At 48.7% G+C, this 16,549-nt stretch carries 17 protein-coding genes; 3 read left to right on the top strand and 14 right to left on the bottom strand.

The window, feature by feature from the left end; all coding sequences use genetic code 11:
* Positions 1-94 precede the first annotated feature (94 nt).
* From ABCW45_RS09185 to ABCW45_RS09170, 4 genes are all read right to left on the bottom strand, one after another.
* On the bottom strand, positions 95-517 hold the full coding sequence (locus ABCW45_RS09185) for a hypothetical protein (RefSeq protein WP_015554951.1): 423 nt from the start codon (positions 515-517) through the stop codon (positions 95-97).
* The gene (locus ABCW45_RS09180) at positions 514-2,064 is read right to left on the bottom strand and encodes a Y-family DNA polymerase (RefSeq protein WP_343220701.1); all 1,551 of its coding nucleotides are present in this window, start codon (positions 2,062-2,064) and stop codon (positions 514-516) included. The genes ABCW45_RS09185 and ABCW45_RS09180 overlap by 4 nt, the downstream gene beginning before the upstream one ends.
* A gap of 46 nt (positions 2,065-2,110) precedes the next feature.
* The gene (locus tag ABCW45_RS09175) at positions 2,111-2,755 is read right to left on the bottom strand and encodes a DUF4317 family protein (RefSeq protein WP_343220700.1); all 645 of its coding nucleotides are present in this window, start codon (positions 2,753-2,755) and stop codon (positions 2,111-2,113) included.
* 364 nt (positions 2,756-3,119) lie between these two features.
* Positions 3,120-3,338, bottom strand: a complete 219-nt coding sequence (locus tag ABCW45_RS09170; protein WP_015554955.1) for a hypothetical protein — start codon at positions 3,336-3,338, stop codon at positions 3,120-3,122.
* 327 nt (positions 3,339-3,665) lie between these two features.
* Here ABCW45_RS09170 and greA point away from each other — a divergent pair, with 327 nt between their 5' ends.
* Together greA and lysS are read left to right on the top strand one after the other, a co-directional pair.
* A complete protein-coding gene (gene greA / locus ABCW45_RS09165) occupies positions 3,666-4,148 on the top strand; it encodes a transcription elongation factor GreA (RefSeq protein WP_015554956.1) in 483 nt (160 codons plus the stop codon).
* Positions 4,149-4,245: 97 nt separating this feature from the next.
* Positions 4,246-6,186, top strand: a complete 1,941-nt coding sequence (lysS, locus tag ABCW45_RS09160; RefSeq protein WP_343220699.1) for a lysine--tRNA ligase — start codon at positions 4,246-4,248, stop codon at positions 6,184-6,186.
* A 182-nt stretch (positions 6,187-6,368) separates the two neighbouring features.
* Here the strand turns inward: lysS and ABCW45_RS09155 are convergent, their stop codons facing one another.
* The 9 genes from ABCW45_RS09155 to ABCW45_RS09115 form a co-directional block, all read right to left on the bottom strand.
* Entirely contained in the window at positions 6,369-6,536 is a 168-nt protein-coding gene (locus tag ABCW45_RS09155; RefSeq protein ID WP_015554957.1) for a hypothetical protein, read from the bottom strand.
* A gap of 30 nt (positions 6,537-6,566) precedes the next feature.
* Entirely contained in the window at positions 6,567-7,409 is an 843-nt protein-coding gene (locus tag ABCW45_RS09150) for an LPXTG cell wall anchor domain-containing protein (RefSeq protein WP_117503017.1), read from the bottom strand.
* A 39-nt stretch (positions 7,410-7,448) separates the two neighbouring features.
* On the bottom strand, positions 7,449-8,402 hold the full coding sequence (locus ABCW45_RS09145) for a hypothetical protein (protein WP_343220698.1): 954 nt from the start codon (positions 8,400-8,402) through the stop codon (positions 7,449-7,451).
* 46 nt (positions 8,403-8,448) lie between these two features.
* Positions 8,449-10,284, bottom strand: a complete 1,836-nt coding sequence (locus ABCW45_RS09140) for an isopeptide-forming domain-containing fimbrial protein (protein ID WP_117552047.1) — start codon at positions 10,282-10,284, stop codon at positions 8,449-8,451.
* Between the two features lie 77 nt (positions 10,285-10,361).
* Positions 10,362-11,078 carry a class C sortase gene (locus ABCW45_RS09135; RefSeq protein WP_015554961.1) on the bottom strand — a complete coding sequence of 239 codons (717 nt, stop codon included), beginning with the start codon at positions 11,076-11,078 and terminating at the stop codon, positions 10,362-10,364.
* Entirely contained in the window at positions 11,059-11,202 is a 144-nt protein-coding gene (locus ABCW45_RS09130; RefSeq protein WP_117470627.1) for a hypothetical protein, read from the bottom strand. The genes ABCW45_RS09135 and ABCW45_RS09130 overlap by 20 nt, the downstream gene beginning before the upstream one ends.
* A gap of 788 nt (positions 11,203-11,990) precedes the next feature.
* Positions 11,991-12,425, bottom strand: a complete 435-nt coding sequence (locus ABCW45_RS09125; RefSeq protein WP_117503020.1) for an AP2/ERF family transcription factor — start codon at positions 12,423-12,425, stop codon at positions 11,991-11,993.
* A complete protein-coding gene (locus ABCW45_RS09120; RefSeq protein ID WP_015554964.1) occupies positions 12,371-12,703 on the bottom strand; it encodes a hypothetical protein in 333 nt (110 codons plus the stop codon). Before ABCW45_RS09120 ends, ABCW45_RS09125 begins: the two co-directional genes overlap by 55 nt.
* 244 nt (positions 12,704-12,947) lie before the next feature.
* Complete coding sequence (locus tag ABCW45_RS09115) at positions 12,948-13,895, bottom strand: LysR family transcriptional regulator (RefSeq protein ID WP_343220697.1); 948 nt, start codon at positions 13,893-13,895, stop codon at positions 12,948-12,950.
* 132 nt (positions 13,896-14,027) lie between these two features.
* Between ABCW45_RS09115 and ABCW45_RS09110 the strand changes: the two genes are divergently transcribed.
* Positions 14,028-15,407 carry an MATE family efflux transporter gene (locus tag ABCW45_RS09110; RefSeq protein ID WP_343220744.1) on the top strand — a complete coding sequence of 460 codons (1,380 nt, stop codon included), beginning with the start codon at positions 14,028-14,030 and terminating at the stop codon, positions 15,405-15,407.
* Between the two features lie 49 nt (positions 15,408-15,456).
* Here ABCW45_RS09110 and ABCW45_RS09105 read toward each other — a convergent pair whose 3' ends face one another.
* The gene (locus tag ABCW45_RS09105; RefSeq protein ID WP_117470625.1) at positions 15,457-16,362 is read right to left on the bottom strand and encodes an RsmB/NOP family class I SAM-dependent RNA methyltransferase; all 906 of its coding nucleotides are present in this window, start codon (positions 16,360-16,362) and stop codon (positions 15,457-15,459) included.
* Positions 16,363-16,549: the final 187 nt, after the last annotated feature.

The following is a 16,549-nucleotide window of genomic DNA, read 5'->3' as shown; positions in this document are numbered from 1 at the left end:
CGTTTTCCTAAGCTCTATAAACATTATATCATTGTTAAATTATTAACGCAAGTATTTTGTTGTTAATTTCATAACATTTTTATATCGTCTAACTTTACTTTTCATGAGCAGTGAATGCGAGATCAAAAATATCTTCCAGCAGAATTCTTTCCCCTTCCTCTAAAATCAAACAATGACTCTCCTCGTCCACTCTCTTTATATGACCAGAGATCGTCCGATATGCTCCTCCGTCCTTCTTTTCATCGGGTACAAAAAAGGTTACTGTGATTTCCGGACGGGATTCCTGTTTTTCCAATAGAAGCCGCAGATTCTCATTCAGTTTTTCCTTTTCATATTCATCCAGCTCGATCCGCTTTTCTGTAATACGTTCCGTCTCTTTTAATACTGCGCCAAATCCGGTGAGCGCAGCAAAGGGAGCAAACTGGGCTGCCCTGTCCCTCACCGGCATCCGGGTATGCTTTGATTCTCCCGGATATGGAAGATCGATCATATCCCGATATTTCTCCCATGTACTCATGCCCTGTGACCTCCGATCTGGCTGTTCCGCTTTACCGCGGTCGCGCCCTCTTCCAGATTCATTCCCTTTAAGACCGCATTCTTTCCGAACTTTTTCTTGATCTCCAGAACCGCCTGCTGCATCCGTTTTTCCCGCGCCAATTCTTCCTCTTCCTTCTTTTTCTGCTCCACCTGTGTGCCGTAATCGGTAAAGAGATTCAACTGTTCGTACTCCTGCACTTTCTGTTCCGTTCCCTCACAGACCACATGGTTTGCGGAAATCGCGATCCGGCGCACAAGAAGCTTTGGATTCATGATCTCATCGTAGAGCTCCATAACCGCCTCCGTGATCCGTTTCGTGGAGGAAGTTTGCCCGCCAAGATTTCTGGAGCCGTGGGAGTGTTTCGGGATCCGTCTTCCATAACGGTCCGTGGATATCTCCCCGTTGTAGTTCTTTCTGAGTTTTGAATCCGTCAGGTTTTCGATATCGTATCCCACCGTCAAGACCACCTGGTCCGCTGTCAGCTTTTTCTCCACAAGATCCAGAGCCAAAAGGTCCGCCATCTCCCGCACGACGAGCCTTGCCTTCTGGACGGTATATGGACAGGCAAGAACCTGCCCGGATCCGACGCTGTGGTTTTCCGGCTGGTACGCCTTGACATCCGCGATCGTACACGGCTCATACCCCCAGGCATGGTCGATCAGAAGTTCCGCGTTGACACCGAACATCCGGTACAGAAGATCTTCGTTATAATAATCGTTTTCCTTTCCGAGGGAGCATCTGGCAATATCCCCCATCGTGTAGATTCCCCGTTCTTCCAGTTTTTTCGCGTATCCCCGGCCCACACGCCAGAAATCCGTCAGCGGACGGTGTCCCCACAGATATCTCCGGTAACTCATCTCATCCAGTTCCGCGATACGCACTCCGTCCGCGTCCGGTTCGATGTGCTTTGCCATAATATCCATCGCGATCTTTGCAAGGTACAGATTCGTTCCGATCCCCGCAGTCGCCGTAATTCCGGTTTCTTTCTGCACATTCCGGATCATCCGTGTCGTCAGCTCATGCGCCGACATATGGTATGTCTCAAGATAGGAAGTCAGGTCGATAAAGACCTCATCGATCGAATAGGAATGGATATCTTCCGGTGCCACATATTTTAAATAGATCTGGTAAATTTGTGAACTTTTCTCCATATAGTGGGCCATCTGCGGCGGCGCAGCGATAAAATCCAGCGCAAGATCCGGTCTTTTCGTCAGTTCAACCGCATCACAGGAACTTCCCGTGAATTTTCCACCGGGGGCCCGCCGCCTTCTCTCCCGGTTCACCTCTTCCACCTTCTGCTCCACCTCAAAGAGGCGCGCGCGTCCGGGAATCCCATACGCCTTTAAAGAAGGCGATACCGCAAGGCAGATCGTTTTCGATGTCCGGCTCCGGTCCGCGACGACAAGGTGCGTCGTCATCGGATCCAGTTTTCGATCCACCACCTCAACAGAGGCGTAAAATGACTTCAGATCGATCGCTGCGTAAATTCTGTTTGATCTATCCATCTTGCTCATTCTATCCGCCATAGCCCGTCTCCCTTCCGACATCAATTTCCATTTCCCCCACATACCTTCACAAAATATATGCACTCACTGGCAAGATCAAATTTAAAAAATCCCTATGCGGCCGCGCCGGATCCGCTTCAAACACCTGAATCCGCCCATTATCCGGTCCCCGGTCCTTAAACGCCGGAAACATAAATCCGCAGACCGGCATCCCCGGCTCATAATCTCCGCTCACCGGGCACACCGCACAGATTAGGAACCGGTAAACTTCCTCCGATTCCCAGAGGCTTTCCTTATCCTTTGCCTTTCTCGGAACATCATAATTCCCGTGAAAGAAATAGACCGCATAATCCCCCGACGCCGGATATTTTTCCCCAAACACTTCATAAAAAATATCAAGCAGTGCATCGTTTTTCAGCTCACACTCCCGCAGTGCGCAGAGCAGCTGCCACACACTCCCGGGCTTTTTCTCCTCCCCCGAAAAGACATATTCCTTCAACGCCACATTCGTCTCCGAAAACGGGATCGTCTTCGCGATATCAAGATTCTTCTGCTGATCTGGCAGGGAGAGCTGACGGAAATTCTTATTAAATGTCCCGTCTACAAACCCCTCCCTATCCAGATAAGCCCCTGCAATCCGGTCAAAGCAGTTTCTCTTCAATGTCATTCTTCTCGTAAGCTCCAGCATATCCTCACGGTTGATCTGATTCATATATTTTCTCCGTTTTCTCTGTTATTTAGTCTTAGCTTTTATTCAGTCTTATCTGTCATCTTCCAGCACTCCAAAAAACCTACAGAACCTGTCACCAACATCCCTTACTAATACATAGCCACTAAATGTCTCTGCGGCTTTCCTAATATGGTTTATCTCGATTCCAGACTCAATTCTCTCCCTAAAATCTTATGTTTCCATTATACATTCAGAACATATGTTCGTCAAGTTTTTCTATCTTTTCCTTCTTACAAGACTTACAGGACCTGCTGCCGACAGCCTCTTCCAACTTCATCGCAACAAAAAAGACCCCGCAGAGCATTCACACGCCCCGCAGGATCTCCCCAATTTCTCTTTTCCAAATTTAAATGGAATGCTGTCTCACATACTCCCAGGTATAAGTGCCGCTTTTTCCCTCATCCTCAAGGATAAACGGTGTGATCTCCTTATATCCCTCATCCTCCATCATATTTGCCGCCTCAAGACATGACTCAAGGTTATTTTCAAAATCTACGGAAATATATGGATTCTTGTCGGAATCTCCGTTGCCGTCCTGATCTAAATGTGCAATCGCGTACTGCATATTGGTAACTTCCTTTCTCATAAATATTTTTGATCAACCTGATTATAGCATAGCGCGGATAGGATATCAAGTAAATATCAGTAATTATTCCTGTTTTTGCCTTGTCTGTTATTTCCTGTCCTTTCCCTGTTTTCTGTTTCTTCCTAATAAGATGCAGCCTCTGTCCATACGAGTCATTTTTTATCAAAAGATACCGTGAAAATCCTCAAAAACAAAGCCTTTCGTCTTCTTGACAATCCCCAGTGTTCACGCTATAATACAGAGAATGTAAAGCTAAAAATTATAAAGGGTCATTCTGCCCCGAAACAATAAGAAAGGTAAGACGTCATGGCTGATAAGAAACATATTTTAACTTATGCAGGACTGAAAAAATACGAGGATGAGCTTCAGGATCTGAAAGTAAACCGCCGTCGTGAGATTGCCCAGAAGATCAAAGAGGCAAGAGAACAGGGAGACTTATCCGAGAACGCCGAGTACGATGCTGCGAAAGACGAGCAGAGAGATATTGAGTTAAGAATCGAAGAGCTCGAGAAGCTGTTAAAGAACGCGGAGGTCGTTGTTGAGGACGAGGTAAACCTTGACAAGATCAACGTCGGATGTATCGTAAAGGTTTACGATGTCGATTTCGACGAGGAGATGGAATTCAAGCTCGTTGGTTCCACAGAGGCAAACAGCCTTGAGAATAAGATCTCCAACGAGTCCCCGGTCGGACACGCGCTGATCGGAAAACGCGTTGGTGACGTTGTTGACGTTGAGACACAGTCCGGAGTTATCCAGTATAAGGTACTCGATATTAAAAGAGTCGATTGATCGCCGCCGTGTACAGACGGGAAGCTTCCGGACTGAAAATTCTGTACACGACCGTATCGATCATACACAAAGACTACAGTGAAGGAGAAATAGAAAAGTGGCTGAACAGCAGAATCAGAACAAGAATGCAAATGCAAAAGAGCAGGATATCCACCAGCTCTTAAAGGTGCGCCGCGAGAAGCTTTCTGAGTTACAGACAGAGGGCAGAGACCCGTTCCAGATCACAAAATATGATCAGACAGCTCACAGCGCAGATATCAAGGATCATTACGCAGAATATGACGGAAAGGAAGTTTCCATCGCAGGACGTATTATGTCCAAGCGTGTCATGGGTAAAGCTTCCTTCTGCAACGTCCAGGATCTCAAGGGCAACATCCAGTGCTATGTATGCCGCGATGACCTCGGTGAGGATTCCTACAAAGACTTCAAGAGAATGGATATCGGCGATATCGTCGGCATCAAGGGCTTTGTATTCACAACAAAGATGGGCGAGATCTCTGTTCATGCCCATTCCGTAACACTTCTCTCCAAGAGCTTACAGATCCTTCCGGAGAAGTACCACGGACTTACAAACACAGATACCCGTTACCGTCAGAGATACGTTGACCTGATCATGAACGAGGACGTTAAGAAGACATTCGTTATGCGTTCCAAGATCATCAGCTGCATCCGCAGATACTTAGATGACCTCGGATTCCTTGAGGTCGAGACTCCGATGCTCGTCGCAAACGCAGGCGGTGCTGCCGCGAGACCGTTCGAGACACACTATAACGCTCTCGACGAGGATGTAAAGCTTCGTATCTCCCTTGAGCTCTACTTAAAGAGACTCATCGTCGGCGGTATGGAGCGCGTTTACGAGATCGGCCGTGTATTCCGTAATGAAGGTCTTGATACAAGACACAACCCGGAATTTACTCTTATGGAGTTATATCAGGCATACACGGATTACCAGGGAATGATGGATCTCACAGAGGATATGTTCCGTCATATCGCAAAGCAGATCTGCGGATCCACAACGATTCCGTACGCAGATGTCGAGATCGACCTTGGAAAGCCGTTCGAGCGCCTTACCATGATCGATGCGATCAAGAAATACACCGGTATTGATTTCAACGAGATCACGACAACTGATGAAGCAAAGAAATTAGCGGATGAGAAGGGCGTTCACTACGAGGATCGTCATGTCCGCGGCGACATCATCAACCTCTTCTTCGAGGAATTCGTTGAGGAGCACCTGATCCAGCCGACCTTCATCACAGACCATCCGATCGAGATCTCCCCGCTTACCAAGAAGAAACCGGGTCACCCGGAGCAGGTTGAGCGTTTCGAGCTCTATATCTATGCCCGTGAGATGTGCAACGCATACTCCGAGTTAAACGACCCGATCGACCAGAGAGAGCGTTTCAAAGCACAGGAAGCAGCACTTGCTGCCGGTGATGACGAGGCAAATACCACTGACGAGGACTTCTTAAATGCCCTTGAGATCGGTATGCCGCCGACCGGTGGTATCGGATACGGTATCGACCGTCTTGTTATGTTATTTACAAACTCCCCGGCGATCCGTGACGTACTGCTCTTCCCGACAATGAAGTCCTTAGATTCCGACAAAAAATCTTCCAAGTCTTCCGTAGCCGCTCCGGCAGCAAAGACTGTTGAGAAGATCGATTTCTCCAACGTTAAGATCGAGCCGATCTTCAAAGAAATGGTTGATTTCGAAACATTCGCAAAATCCGATTTCCGCGCAGTTAAGATTTTAGCCTGTGAAGCGGTACCGAAGTCCAAGAAACTCCTGAAGTTCACATTGGACGACGGAGAGCGCAAGGACCGCGTGATCTTAAGCGGTATTCACGAGTATTACGAGCCGGAAGAGCTGGTTGGAAAGACAGCAATCGCGATTGTGAACCTTCCGCCGAGAAAGATGATGGGAATCGATTCCGAAGGTATGCTGATCTCAGCAGTCCATGAGAAAGATGGCCATGAGGGACTGAACCTCCTGATGGTCGATGACAGAATCCCGGCCGGTGCAAAGTTGTACTAATAACGAAACAATCTACTGTGCCCGGGTGGTTCCTTACGGAGCCGCCTGGGCACATTCTTTTTACATTAAAATACGCATCACATCGCCATTGATCTGATAACGGGAATGTGATGCGTACTTTTTTCATATGAATGTCTCCTGATCGCGGGTTACAGGACCCGCGATTTTACCATTCAGCCGTTCTACTTCGTGATCTGGAAGGACCGGTTGATCGGGGAGGCCAGATAGTTACCGCCAAGGACAACGACTGTCATGGTATAACGTCCCGGTTCTGTCGGCGGAGTTGTGGTGCTGGAGTATGCTCTCCATTTGCTTGTAAATCCGGAGGGATGAAGCGTTTTCTTTTTCATATCTGTATCCTCATGTTTCTCTTTAATTTTTTATTTTTCTTTACTTCTCTTTTTCATCACAAGACCTGCCGCCAGAAGGACCGCGCCTGCGGAGAGCAGGATCCCTACCGGCCACCACAGCTGTCCTGTCTGGGGAAGCTTCTTTTCGTTCTCCACGGTTGTCTCCGTAGATGTCTCTGTTTCACTCTCTGCCGTACTCTCCTCCACTCTGGTTTCCGACTGTGTCTCCGCATCTGTGATCGTCACCGTCTCGTCAGCCGCTGTTGTGATAGTCGGCTTCTTATTCGGAGTCGGATCCCAGTCGTCATCATCGCTGTCATCATAATAACGGGTCGGAGAGGTCGGATTCGATGGATCCGTCGGGTTTGTGGGTTCCGTTGGGTTTGTCGGGTTTTCCGGTTCTTCAATATCACACTTGATATCTGCTTCCGCCGCGGCACCGCCCGCTTCCACGAGAACCGGTGCCGGAATGTAGGTCTTGCCGCCAACGGTCAGCGGATCCCCCGTCACAAGGTAGAGAGCCTCTCCATCCGGAAGATTCCGAAAAAACACATGTTTTCCGCTTCCCGTTCCGGTCCGGTAAGGCTGGGTCCCCTGCGCCTTCACAAAATTTGTCAGAGTGATCGCAGCCTCTCTGGAGCCTCCTCCGGAAACATCCGCGCCGGAAGCCTGAAAATTCTCATTCAGTACATAGACACCCGCCTGTTTTTCTGCAACCCGATAGAGATATACCGTCATTCCGGCCTGTTCTGTTTTTACATTCAGGCTGCACCGCTGTGCCGCGTAGGACGGATTTTGAAATATCACCATCCATACCGCAAGCACGGCAAAAATAAAGCCCAGGATCTTATTCTTTTTCCGAATTCCTGTCATCTTGGATTCCTTCCTTCTACATCGATTTCTGTATCTGATCTACATGCTTCTTTTTCTCTTCCATGCTGCTGCCGCTGTGCCCATAAACAGGAGTCCCAGACCCGTGAACATTCCCCGTCCCATTCCGCCTGTGGACGGAACCTTCTTATCGAGGACCGCACCTTCCACGGAGTCATGTTCTCCATCGTTGACCCAGGCTTCGTTAAACAGCTCGTCCCCCTGGATCGCGTCGTCTGTCACGACCGCTTCATAGGTCACTGTAATCGGATTTTCACCCGTCAGATCTTCATAATCGATGATTCCGGTATTAAAGAGTTTTACAAGATCAACTTCAACCCGGAATGCGTTGGAACCACTGGCTGTTACCGTGTAATACCCGGAAGGAACTTCTTTTCCATCCCTGCCCGCAGTCACACGGAGCGTACCGTCGATAAACTTCAGATACCGGTTCATCTCATCGTGGAAGACCATGGTCTCCACAACAGAATCCGGGATCGCATATTTTTCATCTGCAGAAAGGAACTGGGCACCGGATGCGCTGTACACGTGGACTGTCTCCGCACCGGACGCACTGTGTACGCGGACTGTTTCCGCGCCGGACGCACTGTGTACGCGGACTTTGCGAATCTCCCTGGCGGAGTTTGCCGGTGAGGCGTTGGATGCCGTTACAACATAGCGTGCAAGCAGCTTTGGAAGACTGGAGGTCAGTGTAAACTCGATCTTCTTTCCCTGACTTACGGTTCCGATCTCATCCTCGCCGTCTGCCTTTTTATCGATCGGATAACTTGTCGTCTCGTAGATGTCCGCGCCATGAGCCGCCTTGATCTGGAATCCCGTCTCATATCCGCCGGAGGCTACCGATACGATATGACGGTTTTCCGGAAGGTCATCATCTACCTTCGCCACAGCCGCCAACGAAGAAAATGCCATGGCAGCCGTCATCGCAGCAGCGGCTGCGGTGACGGTCATGAAACTTTTCCATGATTTTTTCATGTCTCTACCTCGTTCTCATAACTAGCAACAATCCGAAAAGTCTGAATTACTGTTCTTCTTTCTTTTTCTTACCTGTCACGATCACAGCACCTGCTGCAACTCCCATCAGGGCGATTCCTGCTGCTGTGAAGGCTTTTGTTCCAACTCCACCGGTGGACGGAACATCTGGATCGATGACCGGGCCGTCAACGATATCCTCTTCGCTGTCGTTGACCCATGCACGGTTCTCCACCTTGTCTCCATTGATAACACTGTCTTTTACCGTTGCGTCATAAGATACGACGATCTGTGCCGCATTCTTCAGCTGATCATACGAGATCTGACCATCATTAAACGCTGCCACAAGTCCTACTGTTACCCGGAAAGTCTCACCTTCAAGATCTGTACGCACCATGTAATATTTCTCCGGCAGTTCCACAAGCTTTCCATTATTCATGATTTCGACTTTCAATGTAGCCTGATTAAGAGAAAGATTACTGCTCATCTTATCATGGAATATCAGCTGATAAGACTGCTTTTCTATAATATATGGTCTGTCATCATCTGGTCTGTCGTCATTTGGAGTACGTCTTTTTACCTGCGCTGACAGTGACTGCGGCAGATTGGATTCCAGTGTAAAAGAAATAACATCTCCTGGCCTTGCTGCCTCGATACGGTCCTGACCATCCGCTTTTTTGTCCACCGACGGTTTACTTTCCTTATCGCTGTCCCAGTAAATTCCATCTTTAAAATAAGTGAACGTTTTGATCAGATTGTTTTCATCAATTCCCGTAATGCTCAACGTTCTGGATCCACTTTCATTCGCTGCATCCACCAACTCCTCGATCTTTGCTTTGGATCCATCCGGATTTAATCCGGCATCAATGCCAAAATCTTCAATTCCTGTCACTCTCCAGCAGCCTTCGCTGTTCTCCGGCGCATGATATGTCGCATAAAATTCAATGGTTCCCGGCTCCACCGCCTCAACATAAAAACTGTTTGCGCCCATCTCATTGGAGGTCAATACTGGTGAGATCGTTTTCCCGTTTTCTCTCAGATTGACAAGTCCCACAAGTGCATTCACAAATGTGTTTCCAGAGATATCCGCGCGAACAGCCCCTGTATTACTCTGATCCTGAATCACTACTTTGGCGCGCAGATCATCCGTACCGGTTACCTTATTATTCTTAAAACTCAGCACTCCGCCATCCGAGCCGCCGCCAAAATATCCATGAATAGCAAAGCTACAGTCACGGAACGTATTCCCACTGACCATATTTCCAGATTCCGGAACTACAAAATTATCTCCAAAGAATTCAACTGCCTGCTTAAAACCTGAAATTTTACAATTTTTCACATCAAATCCCGGACTGTCAAATAAAATACCATCCGCAAATTGTGAATCTGTTCCCTTGATCGTACAGTTTTCAACATGAAGAGAAAAGCCAGTTCCACCTACTGCGCCATTGTGATTGGAAACCGCTGCTGTAAACTTTCCCTCTTCAGCCGGTACATTTCCAGCATCAATTGTAAGTCCTTTTAAAGTAATATTACTGCCAAACGCGTTAATTCCGCCAGCATCTGAAAGGTTGTCTGCCACTGACGCATTCATCACCTGAATAACGCTGTTTTTCTCTCCCTCAACCGTGATGTTCTTAAAATCTGCCGGAATTGTAAATCGGTCATATGTACCAGACTTTATTTTGATGGTCCACCCATCTTTATTTCCGTTCCCCGAGATCTGATTTATGGCCTCCTGGATATCCCCGGCTCCATCCTTCGCGTCAGCAACCGCTGTCTTTGACTCCAGATCGAGAGTTGCCCCAAAAGCGGTTCCTGAAAATGCTGTCATCGCTGCTGCCGCTGTGCAGACTACTAAAACCTTGTTCATTTTCTTTTTCATTTTCGATTCCCTCCATGTCAATTTATGTCGAAAAAAGCTCCGTTTTCACTTTTTTGTGAACCGGCGCATTTTTTCCATCATTCTTCCGGTTCTGTTACCCGGTGTCCGCGGACAAGGAGCCTGTGGGTATTTACCCCATACGGAGTACAGGTATAAAGCGTCACAAGGTCTTTTCCGTTCTGGACATAAAGTTCTTCCGTCTCTTCCGGAAGTGTTACGAGGATCTGATCCACCTCATACGTGAATGTCTCGTTTAAGACATCCAGAGTGAACCGATCTCCCACTTCCAGTTTGTCCAGGTCAGTGAACAGTTTCGCCTTCACAAGACCGTTATGGGCGGCCAGCACACAATGGGTATTTTCACCGCCCACCGGCAGGCTTGTCCCATACCAGAAACCGGCGCCCGACTGAAGCGCCCGCTCTTCCGTTCCGTGGTAAATGGGAACGTGGACCCCGATCTTCGGAATGTCCACATATCCCATCATCCCTGTTTCCCATGGATCCAGAAGGTGGTCAAGCTCCTCCCGTTCCTCTGCGGGAACCAGAAACTGTTCCTCTTTCTTTGCAAGTCTTTCATTGTACTCTCTGGCCGCCTGGATCATTCCTTCGCAGTCGATCCCCTGAAACCGGTCATACGCCGCGATCGCCTTGTTAAACTGATACTGATAGTACCAGTCACAGATATGCGGGTACAGAAAGATTCCCAGTCCCAAAAGAAACATGACTGCTATGAGGATCCCGCGCCCGGTGAGCCATGAAGGTTTCCTGCCGGAATTACCGGATCCATGCTCCATTTGCATCTACCTGATATCCATCCGGTGTTGTGGTGTTCGCAAGTATTGCGCCAAGTGTTCCCTTGTCGGATGCTGTGTTGAAGTAATACCACTTGCCGTCGATCTCATGCCAGCCGGTGTACATGTGTCCTCTTGTGTTGTCCCGTTATCCTCCGTGAACTCGCCGCCCTCTAAGATCCAACGTCCGGACTTACCAGCTGCGTTTGTGGCTTTGCCTCTTGTGGAGGTGCTATAGTCATAATCACTGCCACTGCCGCTTGATCTCCACTTGTAGGTGATCGTGAAGGTCGTTCCGTCTTTTCCTACAATATATCCAACCGGGAATTTATCCCAGGTCTGATCGCTGTAACTGCTGCTCTTACCCTTGGATGCAGGAATATCCGCAAGCGTGAGTTTCGTTCCAACCTCAAAGGTCTTTGTAAGTTCTGTCTGACCGTTCTCAGTAAATGTTCCGTTATATGCAGCTGTCTTGTTAAGCTCAATATCCGGGTCTGCTTCTGTTGACGCTGTTCCATCAAAGTTATATTTCTTTGCAGCCGGTGTCAGCGTACCAGATGGTTCACCTGACACATCCGCCAACGACACCCCCGGCACAGACCCAACGACCATACAGGCCGTCATGAGTGCTGCCATAACACGTTTTTTCATTCCGCGCTTCTTCATCTCTCTTTTCCTCCTTCTTTGAATCGTGGATCGTAACTGTATCTCTGTCGAACAGTTACTGTGAGTCAATATTTCAATTGCTGCACACAGGATTCTTCTGCCTCTGTATGCTCACAAAGCTCCTCCTTTCCCCCTTGCTCCTTAAAAATTTATAAAAATCACTCCCTAAACTGCATTCTATGCAGCAAAGCTGCCCGGTATTCCTGCGGTTGGAAGTGTTTTTATCAGTATTGTGATCCCCCTGCGTCCTCAGGAATTTTCTTCGCGATATTTCGCTAAAAATGGATCATATAACCGCTTTTCCGCGTCCAGCCGCGCCTGAACTGCCTCCTCATAGGTTGCGAAGCTGCCAAGATTGTAGGACTTTCCCTGAAAGCCAATGGATGCTCTCCATCGGTTGTTTTCTCTTCTGTATACTCCGCGATGACCGGAAGTATTATTGGAAAATGTCTTTCTGCACGCGATCCGCTCCACACAGGTTCCGTCCATAAAATGGATGGTTTTCTTCATATTTACCTTTCTCTGTGCTTCCTGAAGACAGCCGCAGCTTCTTGTGACCCCGGAGCGGAGATTCTCTTTTTGGCAGATGCATTGTTTTCCACAGTCACACTGGCAAAGCCAGTAGTCACTCATCCTGCCCGGACGATCCGCGCGATCACCTTCGGACGATCCACTTTGCTCCATCGTACCTTCCTTTTTTCTGTCAGCTCCGCTGCAGGTCCCAGAACCACAAGCCTGCCGTACCGCTGTCCGGTGAGATCAAGGCGTTTTTCCTGGAGTCGGATCCGTCTCCTGCAGCCACAGTTCTTCGTATGTCCGTTTTTCAGGTGTGAATCTTCTACGGTGCATGTATTCCCGCAGTCCCACTGACACCGCCAATAGGTTTTCGGTTTCCCTGAAATCTTCACTTTTTCAATTACCACGAGACTTCCGTATCGTTTTCCGATCATACATTTTTTCATTCAAAAAAGCCGTCCATGACATAATGTGTATTATGTCATGGACGGCTTGTCTTAGACGATCCTTCATCGTTCTTATATGAAATTTTCATACTTTTTACGCTTTCTAAAGTTAATTTAAAAAAGTATCCGATCTGCGAGTCTGCTTCCAGGACCGCATGTTTTTTTGAAAATCACTCGTCTAATCTGCCTGCAAAAGCTGCTCGCAAGATTTTTTCAAGATTCATGCATTCCACGAATACATTTCTCAATTCCAAAATTCCAGAAATTCCTGTATTTCCGACGAAATCCGACTTTTTCTCCAGGCAAGAAGGACCTCTGTTGTAAAATCGGCATCACAGACCTCACATGCTTTCAGCTTATCAGAAAGTTCCAGCATCGAAGTCGGCAGAATCGCGATCCCCATTCCCCGTTCCGCCATCGTGATCGCGGTCCTTGCATCTTCACAGGCAAGGTAGATATCGCAGACAAGTCCCGCCTCCTCAAACTTCGAGGCGATATATTTCTGAAACCGGTGGGACAGGATCAGGGGCTGTTCCGAGAGCTCCTGCAGCTGAAGCGATGTGCGTCCTTTTAAAAGAGGGAACTCCGGAACTGCCATGGCGAGAAGGCGTTCCTCGGCCAGAGTTTTCGTCTCACAGCCCCTTAACGTAATTGGCGTGCGCAGGGTCGTGAGGTCAAGAATCCGGTTCTCAAGCTGATCCCTCATCGTGAATGTGGATCCCTCGTGGATATCAAAATGGATATTGGGATGGCTTTTTGCAAAACGCATCAGGTAATGGGACATCATGGACACGGTGGACGGAGTCATTCCGATATGGATCGTCGCCGCCTGACTTGATTTTATGACCTCACGCTTCGTTACCTCCGAAAGCATCAGGATCTTTCCCGCCTGTTCGTAGAGCGTTTTTCCCGCCTCCGTCAGTGTAATATGCTTCATGCCGCGGATAAAAAGCGGCACCTGAAGTTCCTCCTCCAGCATTTTCATCTGGTAGCTTAGCGGCGGCTGTGTCATATGAAGCTCTCTTGCCGCACCGCTGATGGTTCCGGCGTCAACGATGGCCCGGAAGTATTCCAACTGTCTGATCTCCATCATCTCTCCTGTCTGACCGGCGATCTGCGGACCTCCACTCTCGCAGCGGTGCGAATTGTGGAATCCGGATCCCGGATCGTAAAAATCATAGTCTGAATACAAAGAATCTTCTTATATTATATAGATTTTATTTTATTTCTATACAAAAACAATAATTTACATATATTATAGGGGATGCTATACTTGAAACGCAAGAGAAAATTTAGAAAGGATCGAATCGAATCTACCATACATATGAAACGTATTGATTTTGAAAACGGAACCATAACGGGCAATATCCTCGGAGCCGCGCTCCCCATGCTGATTGCCCAGATCTTAAACCTTCTATATAATATCGTGGACCGCATCTACATCGCGCGGATCCCGGAGATCGGAACAGCCGCTCTCGGCGCGGTCGGCTTATGCTTTCCGATCATTGTCATCATCACAGCCTTCAGCAATCTCTTTGGAACCGGCGGTGCACCGCTCTTCTCGATCTTCCGCGGGAAAAAGGACCCTGACACAGCAAGGCGCATTATGAACACTTCTTTTACAATGCTCTGTGTCTGCGCGGTGATCCTGATGGCGGTCGGCTTCCTCTTCGCCCGCCCGATCCTGATCCTCTTCGGCGCTTCCGCTGAGGCCATCGTTTACGCCTATCCGTATATGATGCTCTATCTGATCGGAACCCTGCCGTCGATGATCGCGGTCGGCATGAACCCGTTTATCAACGCCCAGGGCTACTCCAGCATCGGCATGTTATCCGTCGCGATCGGTGCCGGAACGAACCTTGTGCTTGATCCGCTCTTTATTTTTGCCCTCGGACTCGGCGTCCGCGGCGCAGCCATCGCCACCGTGATCTCCCAGTGCCTATCTGCCGCCTTCGTCGTGTTTTTCCTCACGAAAAAATCCGAGTTGAAGCTGCGGTTCCTTCATAAGAATGAGATCCCGGAATGTACCGGACACGCGAAAAATATCCTCAGCCTCGGTGCAGCCGGATTTATCATGCAGCTCACCAACAGTCTCGTAACGATCTGCTGCAACAATATTCTTTCCGTCACCGGCGGTGATATCTATATCTCCGTCATGACCATCATCTCCAGTGTGCGCCAGCTTGTTGAGACTCCGATCCACGCCATGGTAGAGGGAACCTCCCCAATCCTGAGCTACAACTACGGTGCCCGCAGACCGGGACGCGTGCGGAAATCCATTCTGATCATGAGTCTCCTTGTTTTCGGCTACACGGCCGTCATGTGGGGCATGATCATCCTCATCCCGGAAACGCTGATCCGTATTTTCAGCTCGGACGCGGCGCTGATCCAGGATGCGGTTCCGGCACTGAACATGTATTTTGCGGCTTTTATCTTTATGGACCTCCAGTACATCGGTCAGGCGGTATTTAAATCCCTGAACAAGAAGGTCTTTGCGATCTTCTTCTCCCTGCTCCGCAAAGTATTCATCGTCGTACCGCTGACCTACTTTCTCCCCTACGCCATGCATATGGGAACCGACGGCGTATTCCTCGCTGAGCCGGTCTCCAATGTCATCGGCGGAACCGCCTGCATTCTCACGATGCTGATCACGATCATGCCTGAGCTGAAACGGATCGAGGTTGAGAACCGCAAGGCGGAATAAAAGCTTAAAGCGTTTTTTTGCAAAAAAATAGAAGTTCCTCGCGGAGCTTCTATTTTTTTCTGATCTTCGCCACAAAAAATCCCTCAAACAATTCATCCGGTCCCACGAGGAGTGTCCCCGGCATCGCGTTCGGAAGTAACGGAAGTTCCTTCGTCCACTCTTCCCCGATCGGTACAAGTTCTCCGCCTGAACTCTTTAACACGCGCTTTAAGAGACCTTCATTCTCCTCTTTTAAGATTGAGCAGGTGGAGTAGACCATCTCATGTCCGGATTTTAAGAGCTTCAGCGCTTTTTTTAACAGTTCTTCCTGCGTTCTCGCGGATCTTTCCACAAGTTCCTTTGAGATTTTTGTCCGGCAGACACCGTCCCGCACTTCTACGGTTCCGCTTCCGCTGCAGGGCGCGTCTAAGAGGATCCGGTCGAAGGAAAAGAAATCATCAAGCTTTCTTGCGTCCTCCACCATCACGTAGGTTCCGGATGCCCCCTGCTTTTCCAGATTGTATTTTAACTTTTCCGACCGCGCCTTATTCTTCTCGCAGGCCGTGATCTGCGCCTGATTTCCCGTCATCGCCGCCATCTGGGTCGTCTTTCCGCCCGGAGCGGCAGCCATATCGAGGACGGACTCTCCCGCCTTTGGACCGAGAAACAGCGGCGGCAGCATGGAGGAAAGGCTCTGGAGATAGATTCCGCCTTCCTTATAGATCGGAAGTTCCTGGATCTCCGGCTCCCTTGCACCCTCGATGATCATCGCGTCCTCATACCATGATACATTTTTAAACGCGATCCCGGCACCGGTAAGTGCCTGCTCCACCGAGTTCCGGTCCGCCTTTAGGGGATTGACCCGGAGTGTCACCGGGCGTCTCGCCTGATATCCCGCGAGGATCTTCGCGAAAGCTTCCTCTCCATACTGTTTTTTCAACATCTCTTCCAGAAATCCCGGAATCATCTGTTCCATAACCTGCTCCTTATCGATCTTTTCTTATCTCTTATCACAATTCACAAAAATATGTAACGATTCAGTACCAATGTCACTTAGTTAAGCTTATTGGTTCACTAAGAGGTAAACCTCTAACAAAAATTTATAAATTATAGTTGACACATCAATCAAAATGTGCGGCCGCTCTCGTTGCCGATATAATTCT

This window comes from Pilosibacter fragilis (assembly GCF_032490495.1).
In the GTDB taxonomy this organism is placed as follows: Bacteria; Bacillota; Clostridia; order Lachnospirales; family Lachnospiraceae; genus Pilosibacter; species Pilosibacter fragilis.
This window is presented reverse-complemented; position numbering and strand designations above follow the sequence as displayed.